This window comes from Micromonospora sp. NPDC049900 (assembly GCF_044461025.1).
Lineage (GTDB): Bacteria > Actinomycetota > Actinomycetes > Mycobacteriales > Micromonosporaceae > Micromonospora.
Genome location: NZ_JBITKM010000025.1, coordinates 35,640 through 52,279 on the forward strand (window position 1 = coordinate 35,640; position 16,640 = coordinate 52,279).

At 66.8% G+C, this 16,640-nt stretch carries 12 protein-coding genes, 1 pseudogene and 2 CRISPR repeat arrays; of the genes and pseudogenes, 6 read left to right on the plus strand and 7 right to left on the minus strand.

The annotated features are described in order from the left end of the window. Nucleotides 1–287: 287 nt before the first annotated feature. Nucleotides 288–1,147: direct repeats of the CRISPR family, unit length 37 nt; unit sequence GTTGCGATCCTCGCCCGGCGCAGTGGCCGGGCGCAGC. A gap of 441 nt (nucleotides 1,148–1,588) precedes the next feature. Genes ACIBMZ_RS29305 through ACIBMZ_RS29315 form a run of 3 tightly spaced genes read right to left on the minus strand, consistent with a single transcriptional unit; the run spans nucleotide 1,589 to nucleotide 4,862 of the window. Further along, nucleotides 1,589–3,982, minus strand: a complete 2,394-nt coding sequence (locus tag ACIBMZ_RS29305; RefSeq protein ID WP_396699344.1) for an ATP-binding protein — start codon at nucleotides 3,980–3,982, stop codon at nucleotides 1,589–1,591. A gap of 3 nt (nucleotides 3,983–3,985) precedes the next feature. Continuing rightward, nucleotides 3,986–4,597, minus strand: a complete 612-nt coding sequence (locus ACIBMZ_RS29310; RefSeq protein ID WP_396699346.1) for a DUF6879 family protein — start codon at nucleotides 4,595–4,597, stop codon at nucleotides 3,986–3,988. Next, nucleotides 4,590–4,862, minus strand: coding sequence for a hypothetical protein (locus ACIBMZ_RS29315; RefSeq protein WP_396699348.1), 273 nt, complete (start codon nucleotides 4,860–4,862; stop codon nucleotides 4,590–4,592). The genes ACIBMZ_RS29310 and ACIBMZ_RS29315 overlap by 8 nt, the downstream gene beginning before the upstream one ends. 114 nt (nucleotides 4,863–4,976) lie before the next feature. Here ACIBMZ_RS29315 and ACIBMZ_RS29320 point away from each other — a divergent pair, with 114 nt between their 5' ends. Further along, nucleotides 4,977–5,366, plus strand: a complete 390-nt coding sequence (locus tag ACIBMZ_RS29320) for a hypothetical protein (RefSeq protein WP_396699350.1) — start codon at nucleotides 4,977–4,979, stop codon at nucleotides 5,364–5,366. 204 nt (nucleotides 5,367–5,570) lie between these two features. After that, nucleotides 5,571–6,363: direct repeats of the CRISPR family, unit length 37 nt; unit sequence GTTGCGATCCTCGCCCGGCGCAGTGGCCGGGCGCAGC. 405 nt (nucleotides 6,364–6,768) lie between these two features. On the opposite strand, the gene ACIBMZ_RS29325 is transcribed toward ACIBMZ_RS29320, so the two are convergent. The 3 genes from ACIBMZ_RS29325 to ACIBMZ_RS29335 form a co-directional block, all read right to left on the minus strand. Then, nucleotides 6,769–6,909: a hypothetical protein gene (locus ACIBMZ_RS29325; RefSeq protein WP_396699353.1), complete on the minus strand. Its 141-nt coding sequence runs from the start codon at nucleotides 6,907–6,909 to the stop codon at nucleotides 6,769–6,771. Between the two features lie 597 nt (nucleotides 6,910–7,506). Further along, nucleotides 7,507–8,520, minus strand: a complete 1,014-nt coding sequence (locus ACIBMZ_RS29330; RefSeq protein WP_396699354.1) for a tyrosine-type recombinase/integrase — start codon at nucleotides 8,518–8,520, stop codon at nucleotides 7,507–7,509. Next, entirely contained in the window at nucleotides 8,517–8,996 is a 480-nt protein-coding gene (locus tag ACIBMZ_RS29335; RefSeq protein ID WP_396699356.1) for a hypothetical protein, read from the minus strand. Before ACIBMZ_RS29335 ends, ACIBMZ_RS29330 begins: the two co-directional genes overlap by 4 nt. Nucleotides 8,997–9,572: 576 nt before the next feature. Here ACIBMZ_RS29335 and ACIBMZ_RS29340 point away from each other — a divergent pair. The 5 genes from ACIBMZ_RS29340 (at nucleotide 9,573) to ACIBMZ_RS29360 (ending at nucleotide 16,119) form a co-directional block, all read left to right on the plus strand. Further along, nucleotides 9,573–10,304 carry an NUDIX domain-containing protein gene (locus tag ACIBMZ_RS29340; RefSeq protein WP_396699358.1) on the plus strand — a complete coding sequence of 244 codons (732 nt, stop codon included), beginning with the start codon at nucleotides 9,573–9,575 and terminating at the stop codon, nucleotides 10,302–10,304. Continuing rightward, on the plus strand, nucleotides 10,301–11,452 hold the full coding sequence (locus tag ACIBMZ_RS29345; protein ID WP_396699360.1) for a purine phosphorylase: 1,152 nt from the start codon (nucleotides 10,301–10,303) through the stop codon (nucleotides 11,450–11,452). Before ACIBMZ_RS29340 ends, ACIBMZ_RS29345 begins: the two co-directional genes overlap by 4 nt. Continuing rightward, a complete protein-coding gene (locus tag ACIBMZ_RS29350) occupies nucleotides 11,449–13,458 on the plus strand; it encodes a hypothetical protein (protein ID WP_396699362.1) in 2,010 nt (669 codons plus the stop codon). Before ACIBMZ_RS29345 ends, ACIBMZ_RS29350 begins: the two co-directional genes overlap by 4 nt. A gap of 293 nt (nucleotides 13,459–13,751) precedes the next feature. Beyond that, nucleotides 13,752–14,303, plus strand: a complete 552-nt coding sequence (locus tag ACIBMZ_RS29355; RefSeq protein WP_396699364.1) for a DinB family protein — start codon at nucleotides 13,752–13,754, stop codon at nucleotides 14,301–14,303. Nucleotides 14,304–14,565: 262 nt separating this feature from the next. Beyond that, nucleotides 14,566–16,119, plus strand: coding sequence for a hypothetical protein (locus ACIBMZ_RS29360; protein WP_396699366.1), 1,554 nt, complete (start codon nucleotides 14,566–14,568; stop codon nucleotides 16,117–16,119). A gap of 436 nt (nucleotides 16,120–16,555) precedes the next feature. Here the strand turns inward: ACIBMZ_RS29360 and ACIBMZ_RS29365 are convergent. Further along, a pseudogene (locus ACIBMZ_RS29365) lies at nucleotides 16,556–16,640 on the minus strand (IS5/IS1182 family transposase); the annotation flags it as partial.

Genomic DNA, 16,640 nt, shown 5'->3' on the forward strand with positions numbered 1-16,640 from the left:
ATACACGCCAACGAGTCAGGTATTGAACACCGGGTTCCTACATAATCGACGGACGCTACCCTTCGGCGTGTCGCAGGTAGACGTGACGCAGCCGCCACCCTTTGCCGGCTGTCGCACAGCTGCTGGCACAGGTAACTCGATTGTCGATGCGATCTCCACCCGGCAAGGTAGCCATACCCGGCAACGCTGCATTTGCCACGCCGAAGTCTCGTTCCGATCTCCGCCCAGCGCGTTTTGCCCCGGGGCGAAGCAATGTCGACGCGCGCCAGCTCGATCCCCGCGTACGCGTTGCGATCCTCGCCCGGCGCAGTGGCCGGGCGCAGCACCTCCAGCTCGTTCGGGGCTCGGCCAAACTTCGACTCGTTGCGATCCTCGCCTAGCGCGGTGGCCGGGCGCAGCCGCAGGGACCATCGCGGCTTACTCGTTGAACGTCCAGTTGCGATCCTCGCCCGGCGCAGTGGCCGGGCGCAGCAGCACTGGGACACCGGAGCAAAGGAGACACCCCAGAGATGTTGCGATCCTCGCCCGGCGCAGTGGCCGGGCGCAGCCATCGCCTCCCCGCCCTGCCAGGCATGGTCCATGGCCGGGTTGCGATCCTCGCCCGGCGCAGTGGCCGGGCGCAGCGGCGCGCCGACGTGGCCGGCCGGATCCGGTTCGTCTGAGTTGCGATCCTCGCCCGGCGCAGTGGCCGGGCGCAGCCGGGTCGACGAGGTCGGCCTCTGCTCCGGCGAGGTGGCGTTGCGATCCTCGCCCGGCGCAGTGGCCGGGCGCAGCTCACCGACTCCTGCCCGAGTTGCGACAAGGAGGCAGAGTTGCGATCCTCGCCCGGCGCAGTGGCCGGGCGCAGCGACCGGCGGATTTCCGCTGTGGGAACGGATGGACTGAGTTGCGATCCTCGCCCGGCGCAGTGGCCGGGCGCAGCTCGACATCCCGGCGCACCACCCGCCCACAACCGGGCACGTTGCGATCCTCGCCCGGCGCAGTGGCCGGGCGCAGCGACCTGGCGCACTGGGAGAAGCTGAGCGGCACTCGCAATGTTGCGATCCTCGCCCGGCGCAGTGGCCGGGCGCAGCGCATCTTCTCGCTGGTGGCGCGGCGCGCCCTGTACGAGTTGCGATCCTCGCCCGGCGCAGTGGCCGGGCGCAGCGGTTCGCGAGCAGGAAAAATAGCGATGCATTGATGCTTGCTGGCCCTGCCCGCTGTCCGTTTTGCCGATCTAGCTCGTATTTTGCGGCTCGGAACCCCCTGGGGTTTCCGTGTTTACTGGGGGATCCTAGATCAACCCCGCCCGACCAACGAAGAGGAACATGACCATGGCGGCCCCAGCTTCGACAGTAGCTTGGCCCCTTTCCCGACCCACAGTCGCTCCAGCATCCTCGGCGCGGTGTCGGGACTGATCACGGTATCCGGGTGGCGAGGCCCTAGCGCGCCCTTTAACTGGCCGACTACCGGCAGCCCGTCACGTGCACGGTAGATGCAGTGACCACCGGATCAAGTTCACTGCGACCGCTGTCGTCGGGTAGGGAGTAGGTGAAGAAGGTGGGGCCGCCTCTAGCGGGCGTTGATTCAGGTTCCGCCGCGAGGCTTCTCACCTACCAAGGCCTCGCAGTTCTGCCTCGATTCGGCGCCGTAGTCGTGTCGCTCGGAGGTCTGGGAAGCCTTCGAGCAGTGCGACTGTCTCCCGTCGCCACCGGTGTGCTTCCTCGGGATTTCCGGCGTCGGTCAGTGCCGCCGCGAGATGGTCCAATGTCTGGGCGAGTTGCCAGTGGTCGCCGAGCCGGCGGTGCACGGCTGCCACACGACGGTGGAAGGCGACGGCCTGCTCCGGCTGCCCCATGTCGCGGTACGCCTCGCCGGCGCCGTCGAGCGCCATTGCCTCTCGGCTGAGGTCACCGAGTTGACGTTGGATTGTGGCGGCGCGGTGTGCTGCTTCCAGCGCTTGGGCGGGTTGGTCGGTGGCCCGCCGGACGCGGGCGTATTCGACCAGCCAGTGTGCCAGCCAGAGGGTGGTGCCGCGTTCGGCGATGGCGAGCGCTGCGGTGATGGCGGTGAGGGCTTCGTCGGTGCGGCCGAGTTCCCGCAACGTCATGCTGAGGAAGAACAGCGAGTTGCCTTCCTGGCCTCGGTCGTCGATGTCCCGTTGCACGGTGAGTGCTTGTTCCAGCAGGTGCATGGCCTCGGTGAGGTCACCGAGTTCGTATCGGGTCTCGGCGAGGTTGCTGAGCATGAGGGCCTGCCATCGCCGGTCATCGCGTCGGGTGACGATGTCGAGGCTTTCTCCGAAGTGGGCCAGTGCCTCGTCGAGGCGGCGATGCCGCAGCGCCAGCAGGCCCAGTGCGTTAATCGATACGGCGATGCCGTGTTCGTCGCCGATGTCCCGGCGGATCGCCAGCGCCGCCTGGTGGTGCTCGGCTGCCTCGGTCAGGTGGCGGGCCTGGAAGTGTGCCTTTCCCAGGCTTTCCTGCGCGTCCGCTTCGGCGCGGCGGTCGGCCATCGACCGGGCCGCTGCCAGGCCGGTGTGCGCAGTGGTGAACCAGGCATCGAAGGCGTTGCGGTGCATGAAGATGCTGCGGAGCAGGATGGACAGGTGCCAGGCGATCTGTGGTTGGCCGGCTTCGGCGGCGGTGCGGGTGGCGGCGACGAGGTTGTCCTGCTCGGCGGTGAACCACGCGTCGGCCTGGTCGGGTGTGGTGAAGTGCAGCGGTGTGACGTCGGTCGGTGGTTCCAGCGGTACCGTCCGGTAGAACGGGAGTGAGCGGGCCAGTGCGGCGTCGGCCGTGTGGAGGTACCAGGTGAGGATGCGGATGAGTGCCGCGTGGCGACTCTCCTGGCTTTCGAGGTGTTTGACCTGGTCGACGGCGTAGGCACGCAGGAGGTCGTGTAGTTGGTAGCGGCCGGGTGCGCTCTGTTCGAGCAGGTGGGCGCCGACGAGCGCGTCGAGTGGCTGGCGGACCTGCGGCAGGGGCATGTCGGCGAGCGCGGCGGCGGCCGGTACACCGAAGTCCGTGCCGGGGTGGAGGCCGATCAGGCGAAACAGTCGCGCTGCTGATGTGTCGAGTGCCCGGTAGGACCAGGCGAAGACGCAGCGGACGGCGTCGGCTTCGTCGCCTTCTTCCGCGGTGAGGGCGTCCCACAGTGCTGATTCGTCGCGGAGGTCCTGGATGAGTTCGGCGAGGGGCATGTGGGGCCTGCTCGCTGCCCGTTCGGCGGCGATGCGCAGCGCCAGTGGCAACCTGGCGCACAGCCGGGCGAGTTCGGCCATCTCCCCGGGGTCGTCGTCGGCGCGGTATCCGGCGGTCACGTCCTGCAGTAGCGTCACCGCGTCGTCCTCGGACAGGATGCGCAGACTCAAGCGTCGGCCTCCGTCACGGCTGACGAGGCCGGAGAGCATGGTGCGGCTCGTGACGATCACCAGGCAGCCGCTGGTGCCGGGCAGCAGCGGGCGTATCTGCCGCACGGTGGCGGCATTGTCCAGCAGGATCAGCATGCGTCGGTCGGCGAGTTGGGAGCGGTACAACGCCTCGCGGTCCTCCGCGTCGGTCGGTACGGCTGACGGTGGCACGCCCAGCGCCCGGAGGAAACGGTCGAGCACCTGGTCGGGTCGGCTCGGTTCGCCGGGATCGTGTCCCCGGAGGTTGGCGTAGAGCTGGCCGTCGGGAAAGCGGTGCTGCACCTCGTGTGCCCAGCGCAGGGCCAGGGCGGTCTTGCCCACGCCGGCGGTGCCGCAGAGGACGACGAGGGTGGTGGTGACGGCGTCGTCGGTGAGCATCCGGTTCAGTGAGCCCAGTTCCTCGACGCGGTTGACGAAGCCGCGAACGTCGCCGGGCAATTGGCGGGGAGTCGGGTGCACAGCTTGCGGGTCACCGGAGTGGAAATGCACCCCGCCGTACACGTCGCGGGCCTGCACGAGGTCGGCGGGCCCGGACAGCGCGGACTGGTTAACGTGTTCGGGGTGTCGCCCATCCGCGCCTGTGCCGGCCATGGTTCAGTCCAAGCGCGGGGGTTCCAACGGCGCCACGGCCCGCGTGAAGTAGTCGTCCAGCGGCTCGCCGTCGTGGTAGAGCGATTCGATGAGTTGCTGGCACCGCGTCACAATGGCGGGGTTGCGCCAGCGTCGGGCTGCTTCCAAGACTCCGTCGGCGTCGTAGACGGCTTCATACATGACGTCCGTGCCGAGGGTGTAGATCTCCGGCAGCGGTCCGTCGGTCTCCACGTCGGTGGCCCGGGCGCTGTCGATGACCCGGGTCAGGCCGCCGTACTCGTGGCGGAGACGCAGCACGTGTAGTTCCCATTGCAGGTACGGCGTCAGTGGTTCCTGGACCACCCGCACCCGGCGGGTGGCGAATTCGCTGCCGGTGATGCGCCGGTAGTAATCCTCGAATTCGGGGCGCCGGGCGTTCAGGATCCTCAGCGATTCCTCCCACCGGCCTTGGGTGAATGCCTGCCAGCTCTCGTCGTGGGGCTCCTTGAACGACTGCTGTCGCTCGAGTTTCCAGAAGCCCGGCGGACCGGTCTTCCAGAACCGCTGGTCGAAGTCGGCCCAGTAGTCGTCGAGGTCCAGCAACTCGCCGGGGTCTCCGCCGAGGAGTTCACGCATCAGGGATGTCCACCTTCGCCGCAAGCATGGTCGACCGGGGGATGATGATAAGCCGCTCTCCCGGGTCGACGGAGACCCCTTCGGGCAGTCGATCGAGGTAGCTGTCAGTGAGGTCGTATCCGATCACTGCCACGTCCCCGTTGCTCAGTTCCCAGACGTCCGGGCAGCTACCGTCGCCGGAGGTGTTACCCAGCTCGTGAGACGACTTGCCCCACCGGCGGTGGAGCTGGGCGGACGGGTCTGCTTCCCAGCGGTGTGCGGTCACACCAACCTCCCCGAAGGCGTGCGGAGCTGAATACTCATAGTAACATTCAGGGGATTGAATGACAGTGTGGCTCGACCAACCTGTAGCGGACGGTGCAGCGATCAGGGAGTGCTGATGGACGACCCGTTCATGCTGACAGCAGCGACCACACTGGTCGCCTGGACCACCACCAACCTTGCCGAGAGCGCCCGAACGGCCGTCGTCGACCTCACCGAGTTCCTACGGCACCGATTTCGCCACGACCGCGCCTCCCGCGAGACGCTCGAGGTCGCCGTGAGGCGCCCTGACCTGCACACGGCCCGGCACCTCGCCGCATTACTCGCGCACGCAGCCCGGCAGGATCCCACATTTAACGATCAGTTCCGAACTCGCTTCGCCCACACCCAGGCTGTCATCGCCGCCGGTCCGGGCGATGTCACGAACACCGTCTCCGGCGACGTCAGCGGCTCGACAGTGCAGGCGCGCGACATCCATGGCGGCGTCTCCTTCGGGGGCAACCCCTAGCTCAGGCTGCCCAGCGACCGTCGCAGACGTTTCACGGTGAGCGTGTTCCAAGCGAGGCCAGCTCACGCTGAGTGGCACGACGTCTACTACCTCGACCAGGAGCGGAGTGGGACCGGATGCGACAAGCAGAGAATGGCAACGAGACACAGCCACTCGCTGGACGCGGCAGGTTGGCGGGCAGCTCAACGTCGGCGTGCAGATGCCGTTGCGATCCTCGCCCGGCGCAGCGGCCGGGCGCAGCGCCGACCTCGCCCTGCGGCAGCAGGCCGTCCTCGCGGTGGAGTTGCGATCCTCGCCCGGCGCAGCGGCCGGGCGCAGCTCGACCAGGACCGCGTCACCCATGACCCGCGATTCGTGTTGCGATCCTCGCCCGGCGCAGTGGCCGGGCGCAGCACGACCGCGCCGCCGCCGGTCAGCGAGGCATCGGTGTTGCGATCCTCGCCCGGCGCAGTGGTCGGGCGCAGCACCCGGTGAGGCGGGGTGCACCACGTTGCGCACCCGGTGCGGTTGCGATCCTCGCCCGGCGCAGCGGCCGGGCGCAGCCACGTCGGCGGGAGCGAAGTCCGCCATTGCCGAGTGCAGTTGCGATCCTCGCCCGGCGCAGTGGCCGGGCGCAGCTCCTCGCCACCGACGCGACCCAGCGGACCGGCCGATGTTGCGATCCTCGCCCGGCGCAGTGGCCGGGCGCAGCGCTGCGCGCGCAGGCGTCCAGCACGTTGATCGTGCCGGCCGATGTTGCGATCCTCGCCCGGCGCAGTGGCCGGGCGCAGCCAGGGAGACGTTCGCCGTGGCGATCGGACACAGCACGAGTTGCGATCCTCGCCCGGCGCAGTGGCCGGGCGCAGCTGCAACACGGCCGCGTGCATTTGCGTCTTGCCCGCATGGTTGCGATCCTCGCCCGGCGCAGTGGCCGGGCGCAGCCCCGGCGCCGGTTCGCGCTCGCCCGCGCGCCCCCCAGTCGTTGCGATCCTCGCCCGGCGCAGTGGCCGGGCGCAGCGGTTCCCGAACAGGGAAGATAGTGATGCGTTGATGCTTGTCACCCAACTCACTGTCCGTTTTGCCGATCTAGCTCGCATTTTGCGGTTCGGAACCCCCTGGGGTTTCCGTGCCCACTGGGGGTTCCTAGATCACCTGGATCCCTGATCCCCAGACTCAAAGACGAGCATGGAGAGGATCATCTGGGGTCCGAGCAGTCCAGGTTCGGTCGTCACGCTCACCGACGGACGAAGGGCTCGATTCTCTCGATCACGGCCGCGATGGCACCACCCCACGAACCGTTCCAGCGAGCAGCACACCTGTCGAGACCATCGATGCCTGCGGATGGCTTATCCGAGAAGCGCATGACGGGACATTGCTGTGGTCGTCGAGGTCCAGCAACTCACCTGGGTCTCCCACGAGGAGTTCACGCATCAGAGATGTCCACCTTCGCCGCGATCATGTCGATCGGGGGATGATGATATGCCGCCCACCCGGGTCGACAGAGCCCTTCTTCGGGCAGTCGACCGAGACAGGTGGCGTTGAGATCCGCTTCGATCATCGTCATGTCCCCGTTGCTCAACTGCCAGATGTCCGGGCAGTTACCGCCTGCGGAGGTGTTGCCCAGGTGGTGTGACGGCCTGCCCCACCAGCGGCGGATCTGGACGGCCGGATCTGCTTCCGAGCGGGCCTGCGGCCGTGCCAGCCTCGCCGCGGCGCATGAGCCCTTGACGAAACCGGCGCTTACCCATGGATCACCCCCGCGTGCGCGGGGAGCAGTGACCGGGCGGGACGTCGACCACCACCACGTTGGGATCACCCCCGCGTGCGCGGGGAGCAGACTAGCTGACCTGGGCCGCTAGAGATCATCAACGCCGGTTTCGTTCACTTCCTTCACCATGATCTTCTCCGCCTCTTCAACCGATCGCCAACTCCAAGGTACCGCCGGCTTACCGCCCTTAGGCGCTCCGCCTCGTCACCCTGACCCTGGCCCGCTCGGCTTGCCTGGGTCGGAGGCCGACGGGATGGCACCCTGATCCACTACCGCCCCCGACCGCAACGTTCGGCAACCTCATCCTAAATTCGGCTGGCCCTGCTAGCGGCACAGCTCTAACCAGCAATCTCTGCCGCCAGCAGCGTGACCATCCTTCGTTCGTCTGATCGGTCAGGCGAGAGGGTGTGGCTCGTTGGTCAACGCCGCCAGGGCGCGCGCCACCTCGTGCAGCGTTGCCCGCACGTAGGTGGCCGTCGTACCGGCGCTGCTGCCGCTGTCGGAGTGGCCGGCGTACTCGCGGGCTACCGCGTAGCCGAAGTTCCGCTCTACCCACGTCAACGTGGTGTGGCGCAGCCAGTGGGTGCTGATCTGCTGCACATACACCCACGGCAGGTGCTCACCGATCCGCACCCACAGATGGTCGTAACGCCGTCGGGTGATCGGTCGCCCGTCGCGGTACCGCAACAACTGCCCCGCAGGCGGGGCGTGTCGGTCGGTGACGTGCCGTTGCAGGTGACGCATCAGCGTCGGCGACACCGGCTGCCACCGCGCCGTGTCGCCTTTCTCCCGCAGCAGGATCAGGCACTGCTCCGGATCCAGGTCCACCGGCCGCAACGCCAACGCCCCACCCCGCCGACACGCCGTCTCCGTATGCAACCGCAACAGCAGACTGTCCAACACCGGATCATCCCCGGTACTGGCCGCGACCTCGTTGATCTCCGCCAACCGGCTGTCCGCCACCGCCCGCCGCGTACTCGGCAACCGACGCGGCTTGGCCACCTTCGCCGCCGGATCATCCCCCGCCGCGATGTAGCCGTCGGCCACCGCCCGCTTGTACAGGCACCGCAACGCCGCGATCAGATGCTCCACCGCACTACGCCCACCCCGCGCATTACGGCGAGCCACCACGTGCGCCTTGACGTACTCGCCGAGCTGCTCGATCTCCGACGGCGTCGGCTCATCAAGCCGACGCTGCCCCCACTGCTGCACCACCCGCTTCCAGTACGAGCCATGCGCCCGCCGCATCCCCACACTGACCGCCGCCGACACCACCGGCACATACTCCGCGAACGTCGGCACCAATGGACGGTCCGCCGGTGCTTCCACCAGGTCCGCCGCCGAGATGCCCATCCGCGCCAACAACAACCGCGCCGCGTCCAACTCAGCTCGACTCGCACCACTCACGACACACCACCAGCCAACACACCGGCATGGGCCTGAGTGACGATCTCGTCCAGCGTCGCCATCGGACACACCAGCAGCAGCCCCACCGCTGGATCCGCCACCAGAAGGAGCCGATCGCCCGACCGTAGAGCGCACCAATGCCGCACCGCCGCGGGAAGACGCACATGCCCCTGACCGGTCAGCCGGAACACACCCTGATCATCACCACGCACCACGACGATCCCAGCGCGCTCCCGAATGTCCAACCGGGTACCCGGCCGCCACCCCAGGGCACCCACCACGAACCGGTCCCGCAGCCGGCCACTGCCCTCCAACGCGGCCACACCGTAGACGCGGGCACTCGTACGCGGCTCCGGCAGCAACGACATCGGCAACGGACCACGACGCAACCCACCGCTCATCGAGCGCTCGGCCGCCGGCCCCAGGTCAGACAGGACCGCCGGTGGAATCACCGGGCCTGTCGAGGTGTCAACCACGGCCACCACCACCCGGAAACAACCGAGTAGCGACCGTGAAGAAGAGAAGATTCGCGTGGTCAAGCATGCTTGACCACCAGCACGTAGAACTGGGCGCAAACGCCGCGTTTTTGTGTCCGAGGGGGGACTCGGACACGTACATCCCGCATACCTGCTGGAAACAGGTATGCATGCGTCGGAGGGTAGGTGGCGGCAACCAGCCGGGTCAATGACGGTACGCAGCGAAGTTCGACGCTCCCCTGTGTTCATACCCAGGCCCGAGGGCCATCGAGAGCGTTGACCTCGGAGCTGGTGCCCCACGGGGCGTACTCGGCGACGCTCCGTACCGAAGTGATGATGGCTGCGATTCTCCGTGCCGGCGCTGGTCCCGCCGCCTGATCCCATCGCGGGCCCCCTCTGGCTCGTCGAAGGACGCCCGAGGCCAGAGCGTCACCCGGCGGCGTATGCGCGCTACCACCCCGCGAGACCACGTCACCGCCGAACTCACTCTTGGTGATCTGGACGCTACTTCAAGTGTCGGCGACATGACAGCTCGGACGGCTTCTTGTCAGCTCGACAAAAAGCTATGGTCGAGCGGTGCCCGATGACACTTGGGAACCACCCCGGATCCTGCTCACCGTCGATCTCGTGATCCTCACCCTGCGCGGTGGCCGTCTGCACCTGCTTCTCGTGCGGCGCGGCGTCGAGCCATTCGCTGGGCGTGCGGCGCTGCCTGGTGGGTTCCTCGCCGATGAGCGCGAGGACATCCTCAGCGCCGCCCGCCGGGAGCTGCGGGAGGAGGCGGGGCTCACCGACATCCCGCACCTGGAGCAGCTCGGTACATACGGCGACCCTGACCGTGACCCTCGTGGACGCGTAGTCTCCGTCGCTCACCTCGCCGTCGTGCCGCGCCTTCCCGAGCCCATCGCCGGAACCGACGCCGCAGCCGCCGAGTGGACGCCGGCCGACGATGTACTCGACGCGCGGGTACCGCTCGCCTTCGACCACCTACGCATCGTCGTCGACGGGGTGGAGCGTGCCCGTTCCAAGTTGGAGCACACGGGGCTCGCGACCGCTTTCTGCCCCGAGGTCTTCACTCTCACAGAGCTGCAGCAGGTCTACGAGGCCGTCTGGGGCACGCCGCTCGACCCCCGCAACTTCTACCGCAAGGTCCAGGGCACGAAGGGCTTCGTGGTCCCCGCCGGCCCGCCCCGGGCCACGGGCACCGGCCGCCCGGCCCGCGTCTACCGCGCCGGTCCGTGCCGGAACCTCTACCCGCCCATGATCCGCACGGCTTCGGCCGTCGCAGCCGGAGGAGACGAGAGATGACCAGACCTGTGGTCGTGCTCACCGCACTGGACCTCGAGTACAGCGCAGTCCGCGAACGTCTCACGAAAGTCGAACCGCACCTACATCCGATGGGCACGCGCTTCGAGCGTGGCACCGTGACCGGAGGCTCCTGTGAGATCATTCTCGGCCTTGTCGGCAAGGGCAACCACCCCTCCGCCGTCATCGCCGAGCGCGCCATGACCGAGTTCGATCCGGAAGCGGTCATCTTCGCTGGCGTGGCCGGGGCGCTCTGGCCCTCCGTCGGCCTTGGCGACGTCGTCGTGGCCACCCACGTGTACGCCTATCACGGCGGCACTAGCGAGAGCGACGCGTTCCGCACCCGACCTCGCGTGTGGGAGATCCCCCATGCCTGTGATCAGCTCGCCCGGCATCTTGAGCGGGAGCGGGGCTGGGCGCGGGGCCTCGCCGGAGTAGTGCCCCAGGTGCGGTTCGGCCCAATCGCCGCTGGGGAGGTCGTCCTCGACTCGGCGTCCTCGCCCGAGGCGACGCGCATTCGTGATCACTACAACGACGCGTTAGCGGTGGAGATGGAGTCGGCCGGGGTGGCCCAGGCCGCCCACCTGAACCGCTCTCTGCCGGCCGTCGTCGTCCGCGGCATCAGCGACCGTGCCGACGGGACCAAGGTCCACACTGACGGCGAGAACTGGCAGCCGCGTGCCGCCGCCAACGCCGCGGCCTTCGCCCTCGCGCTCGCTCAGGAGCTCGGGGCGCAGTATGCCTCCTCCCCTCGCCGTCCTCGGAAAGAAGCAGGTGATGCGTTGATGTCCGGCTCTGTCAGAAACGTCGCCAAGGGCAACGCGCACGTCGGATTTCAGGCACATACCGTTCACCACGCGACCGTCTACGGCGCGCCGGGCGGTCCCGGCCGGGAGACATTCCAGGACCAGCTGGCAGACTTGCGCGCCTCGCTCCGCAAATGCCATGAGGCGGGTGAGGTGGACACGGTTACGTACCGCGCGGCGGAGCAGGAGATGGATGCCGCCGCCGCCGACGTGCCTCCGGCCGACGACGAGGCACGGAGTCGTGCGACCACGGCCCTGCGGAAGTTGCGCGGTCTGCTGCTGGACTGGACGGACCTCGCCACGCGGGTCGCGGGGCTGATGGCGGCTCTGCGGGCTTTGTCATGAGTGCCGGACCGCAGGAGAGATCGTTCACCAACGTTGCGGACGGCGATGCCTGGGTGGGTTTCCAGGCCCAGGAGGTCCATATCGAAGGCGGATACCACGTCAGCGAGGACGACCCACCTGAGCGGCAGTTCGAGGTCGGCCTCCGCTACCTGGAGATCAGCGCCCCCTCCGAGGCGAGGGAGCTAATCATGAAAGCGGTCGCCCGGGGCTACACGAACTCCCGCGCCTACTTCTATCTGGCGCTCGCACTGTTGAGCGGCCGTACCGTGCAGAGCCTGACGGACCAGGAACTCGCGCAGTTGGCACATGTGCGCCGCTGGGCGACGCAACGCTCCGAAGATCCCTGGGCCCGGGGCATCAATGTCGTCGGCTCGCTGCTGGACTCGCTGCCGCAGACTACGGCGGAGACTCCCGACCCGGCCGCGATCGGTGCGGTGGTCAAGGAGTTCGAATCGCTCAACCCGCCCCTACAGGAAAGCATCCTCAACCACCTCGAGGTCTTCCTGGCCGGCCCGCACCAGGACTGGACCTGGCAGAAGACGTTCGCGGCCGCCCGGCGGGACAGGACGGCCAACGACCGGGCAGAGCGCGTCTGGAAGTTCTTCCAGTCCAAGCCGATACCTCCCCGGCAGGTTCCGCCGCCCCCGATCCGCACCGACGCGGCGGACTACCTGCGTGCCTCAGGCGGCTCGGCGCTGCTCCTCATCACGGGCCTACTGGTGGTCAACTACGCTTGGGCGCACTCGTGGCTTCGCTCGGCCGGCTACCTGATGGTGGCTCTTGGAGCCGCCGTCGTGGCGATCCGGGCGGGATTCACGATCAGGCTGGCTCAGCATCGACGGCGGATGGCCCGCCAACGTCTCACCTTCACACCTCAGCGTGTTCCCGCACAGTCTGACCGGTTCGCCTCAGCGATGGACTCCCTGTTCGACCGCTACTTCGGACGTTACCTGCCGCAGGGCATGGCCCGCGAGACGTGGCTGGCGGAGACGGCGGGCATCCGGCAGTCCCTCCGCAACGAGCTGGTCGAGCTGTACCGGGAGCAAGCGGTCGACGCCAAGCGGGTCGCCTGGCTAGTGAGATTCCTCGCCAGCGACGTCAAGCGGCTGTGGCTCAGCGGTGAGCTCACGGCGGACCCCGAGAACTCCCGAGTGCCATCCTCGACGCGGACCGCCTTCGGCGCCGCCGTGTTCGCCCTGGTGATGGCCGGGCCGCTACTCCTGTGGCAGGCCCTCGTCGAAGCACCGTTCACGACGGCGATCGCGACGGCCGGCGTCGTGGCCGGGGCTCGGCTCGCCATCCAGGGCTGGTATGCGATCCTTCTCGAGGGCCACCGCTACCGAGACGACTTGGTCCGGGTCCGGCACGACTATGAGGACCGGCGCGCGGCGTACGACAGGTGGGTGCGCAAGTTGGAATCGAAGCCGAACGACGCAGAGATGGCGCACTGGCTCGACTGCGATCGCAAGATCCTCGTCCAGGACACACTGCGGCACTACCGCGTGACCGCGCAGGACGTGATAGCGCACGCCTTCATCGAGGCGCCCGTGCCCGGGTGCAAGCGTGCCCGAGTCAGCAAAGGACCCTGGCGCTACTCGCGATACAAACTTCTCCTCTTCCTGCTCACCAAGGACGGCGTCCGGCAGGTCACGGTCACCCTCGACTTCGAGACCACGGAATTCGGCGACCAGCAGCGCCTCACCTACCAGTACAACTCAGTCGTGGCGGCGCACGTCGTCGATGCCCGCAACGGCGAGAAGAAACTCTCCCTAACCCTGACGAACAACCCCCGGGACGAGCTGACGATCACCGGCGAGTGGCCAGGCATGCCGGAACTCGGCGACGACGACCGCATCGCCTCCCAGGTCTCCCTCGACGCCTCGGGCCTCGATCGCACCCTGCATGTACTGGAAGGCATCGCCGCCGAAGGCAAAGAGTGGATCACCCACGAAAACCGCCGAGAACGCGCCGGCCTCCGCCGGCTCGTCGCAGCGATGCAGGACTGACACATGCGGTCCTGCCCGCTTCCGGGGTCAGGGCCTGTCGACGTACAGGTCCGAGTGCAGAGGTAGGTACGCTTCGAGTGCACACCGGCGAAGAGTTCGGTCTACGTCCGGCGGTTCGCCGTCTGGCCTGACTGCGATCCGATCCGGTGACGTTGCGTGATGCTGTTACTAAGCCCGGTCGTTCCTCGACGCGCGCATTTGCCGAGTTGAGTGCATTTGATCGTCTCGAACGACGGCTTTGACCTTGACATTTCGCGTTGCGTCGCCTCCTAGGTCGCGGGCAAGATCCAACCATGACTGATCAATGGGCTGGCAAAGGCTTCGGCTGGCAGAACATGTTCGTCCCGCCAGCGGAGGACCCGCGGGACCAAGGTGCCGTCCACGGTGAGCGAGACGTGTTGATCGATTACCTGCGCATACAGCGGCAAACGCTGCAGCTCAAATGCGCCGGTTTGACGCCGGAGCAACTCGCAAAACGAGCTGTTCCTCCGTCGGAGCTGACGCTTCTAGGGCTGGTCCGACACATGGCTGCAGTCGAGCACGGATGGTTTCAGCGCGTGATGCAAGGTAACAGGGGTCCTCGACCGTTTCGCCCCAACGGCTTGCACAGCGAGGAGTTCACCTTCCCGACGCCCACCGACTCCGAGGTCAAGACGGCATTCGAGGATTGGCAACGGCAATGTGATTCCGCCGACGACTACGTCACGCGAACGGAGCTGGACGTCCGCGGAGACAATGATGTGGAGCTTCGTGAAGTCATGGTCCACATGATCGAAGAGTATGCACGTCACCTTGGCCACGCGGACCTTCTTCGGGAGTGCATTGACGGGCGTAGGGGGCAGTGATTTGTTCTGCCGGCACCGACCGAATTCGAGCCCCTGAGCGCCCTCATCTGCCGCTGATTGCTCACCTGCAGTTGTCCATCACGCTCCGTAGTCTGCCGTGCCCCCTGCATCAGTGCTTCGGCGAGTGCGCTGCGACGGCCGAGGATCAGCTCCTTGACCGGGGACAGGGTGGCCAGCGCCGCACATGTGGCGCGATGATCGGTGCACCCCTTCAGCCAGTCTCCTGATCGCTCCCATCCGAAGTCTGATGTCTAGTTGACCTATGCCGATTCCCCGGTACGTGTTCCCGTACTTGCGCAGGGCCGACGGGCCGAACCCGTTCGCCCAGACGCTGTCACCGCGCCTCCGCGTCCTTGTCGACCAACCGCTCGTCAGCGGGCCGGTCGATGGCCAAGGCGATTACCACGGCTATCCGTTTATCGGCGGTGGCAGCACGGGCTTTCCGGATGCGTTGGTGGTGCTCCGCAGCTACCTGGTTCACCCCGCGCTGGAGATCCTGAGGGTATCCGACGAGCTTCGCGAAGTCGGGGACGTGGTTTTCGGTGAGCCCGGCATGTATGACACGTTGGCCTTCGAGCGGAAGACCGCAGACGGGGGCTACTACAGCGGGGTCGACTGCTACAGCGGGGCCCAGGCGGAGGCAGTCGAACTCACAACCAGATATGGCATCGACGCTGCCGATTCTCACGATGGCGCTGTGCTCTATCGCCTCGGCAACGAACTTGAGGCCGATGTGACCGTAACCGACCGGCGGTGGCTCCTTTCGGAGCGCAGCCGACCTTACGGCAAGCACCTCGCCAACCTGTTTTCACCGGATGAGGCGCTTGCGCTTATCGGGCTATTTCTGCGCTGGCACCGCCACCCAGTCATCATTGGTGGCTCCGAAATTCGGTGGGATCCCACGTCAATGCGTCGCAGCATTGCCTTCACAGCGATGCCGGCCTTCGAGCGCTGGAATCAGGCGGGCCGGGCCTGGCATGACAACACGCCTGGCCGTGACCTGTCCTTGGAGCGGCTCAACCAGACGATGCTGACCCGAATCTCGCGCGCCTTTCAGTTTCGCGACAGCGTCTTCGCCCTATCGGCAAGCATGGTCGATGCCGAGCCGGAGGAGATGCTATGCGATCTGGATTCGTTGTTGTTCTCGCTCGTGGGCGCGTTCGATATCGCTGCCATCATTGCTGACCTTGTGCTCGGCTTGGGCAGCAAGCCGCAACGCATCGGCTGGCAGAAGACTGGCAACAAGGAGTGGCAAAAAAAGTTGGAGCCGGTTGCGAAGGATCTTTATGACTACACCGCCCCTGGAACCGAGATGCAGCACGTGTTTCAGGTTCTGCGCTGGCTACGCAACAGCGTCCACAACGAGGCACTCAACCTCACCAGGGACAACCGACAGTTCTATGTCACGCTGGACGCGCACACACAGGATGCGTTGCGAGAGTTCCTGCATGCGAGACACACGAGATGGACGGTTGCGGATCTCGGAATACGGGTGCAACCGCCGGGCGGCGCAACTGCTGGGAAGTGGCTAGAGGGCACGGGCCGCGCCAGCTATACCGTCCGCAACGCCAACGCACCCAAGCTCGCAGATCCGCTTGACGGGCAGCTGGTCGTCGACGTTCGTGATTTCGTGAACAGGGTGTTTCCGGCGAGCCTGCAATGCCTCGATCAGATAATGAGATTGACACCTATGAGCCGTGCTCCTGGTTGCAGTGCAGCCCTAGACAATCCATCACGGGCCAACCTGCCATGGCACTACAGCGACACCACTGGACATCGCCTACGTTTCCTCTACGGCATCACCGAGATTCCATAGCTTCGGGCCTAGTACTCCAGCCGCACCTGATGAAGTCGGAGTCCTCGCTGGTAGTGGGCGGTCCTGGCGCGGCACTGGTGTCGGCGTCGCCATCGTGACCATCGATGTATGTAGTCGAACGGTCGGATCGTGGTGGTCAGGTGTGCCAGCAGACGGCGGACCTCGCCGAGGGCAAGTGGGATGAGGCCGTCATCGGATTCGGTGCCCCCTTTTTGGCGTGGGCGGCGGTGACGGCGAGGTACGCGTGGGCGCACAGAACGAGAGCTATGTTGTCACGCTGCGCCGCCCCGGCGCACCCTCATCAACGAGCAGCCAGGCTAGCCGACATACCTTGCCCAGACGCTGCCCGTCAGCCACTCGGCCGGATGCCGTCCATACAACCCGAAAGAGTGACAGGTCTGCATGAATCAGCCGCTCCTCCTACTCTGAGCCATTTTCATCCTGCGTGGGGGTTGGCTTCGATGTGGTGCAGCGCGAGGATGGCCTGCACGATCGTGGTTGTTCGTCGTGGGCAGCAGCGC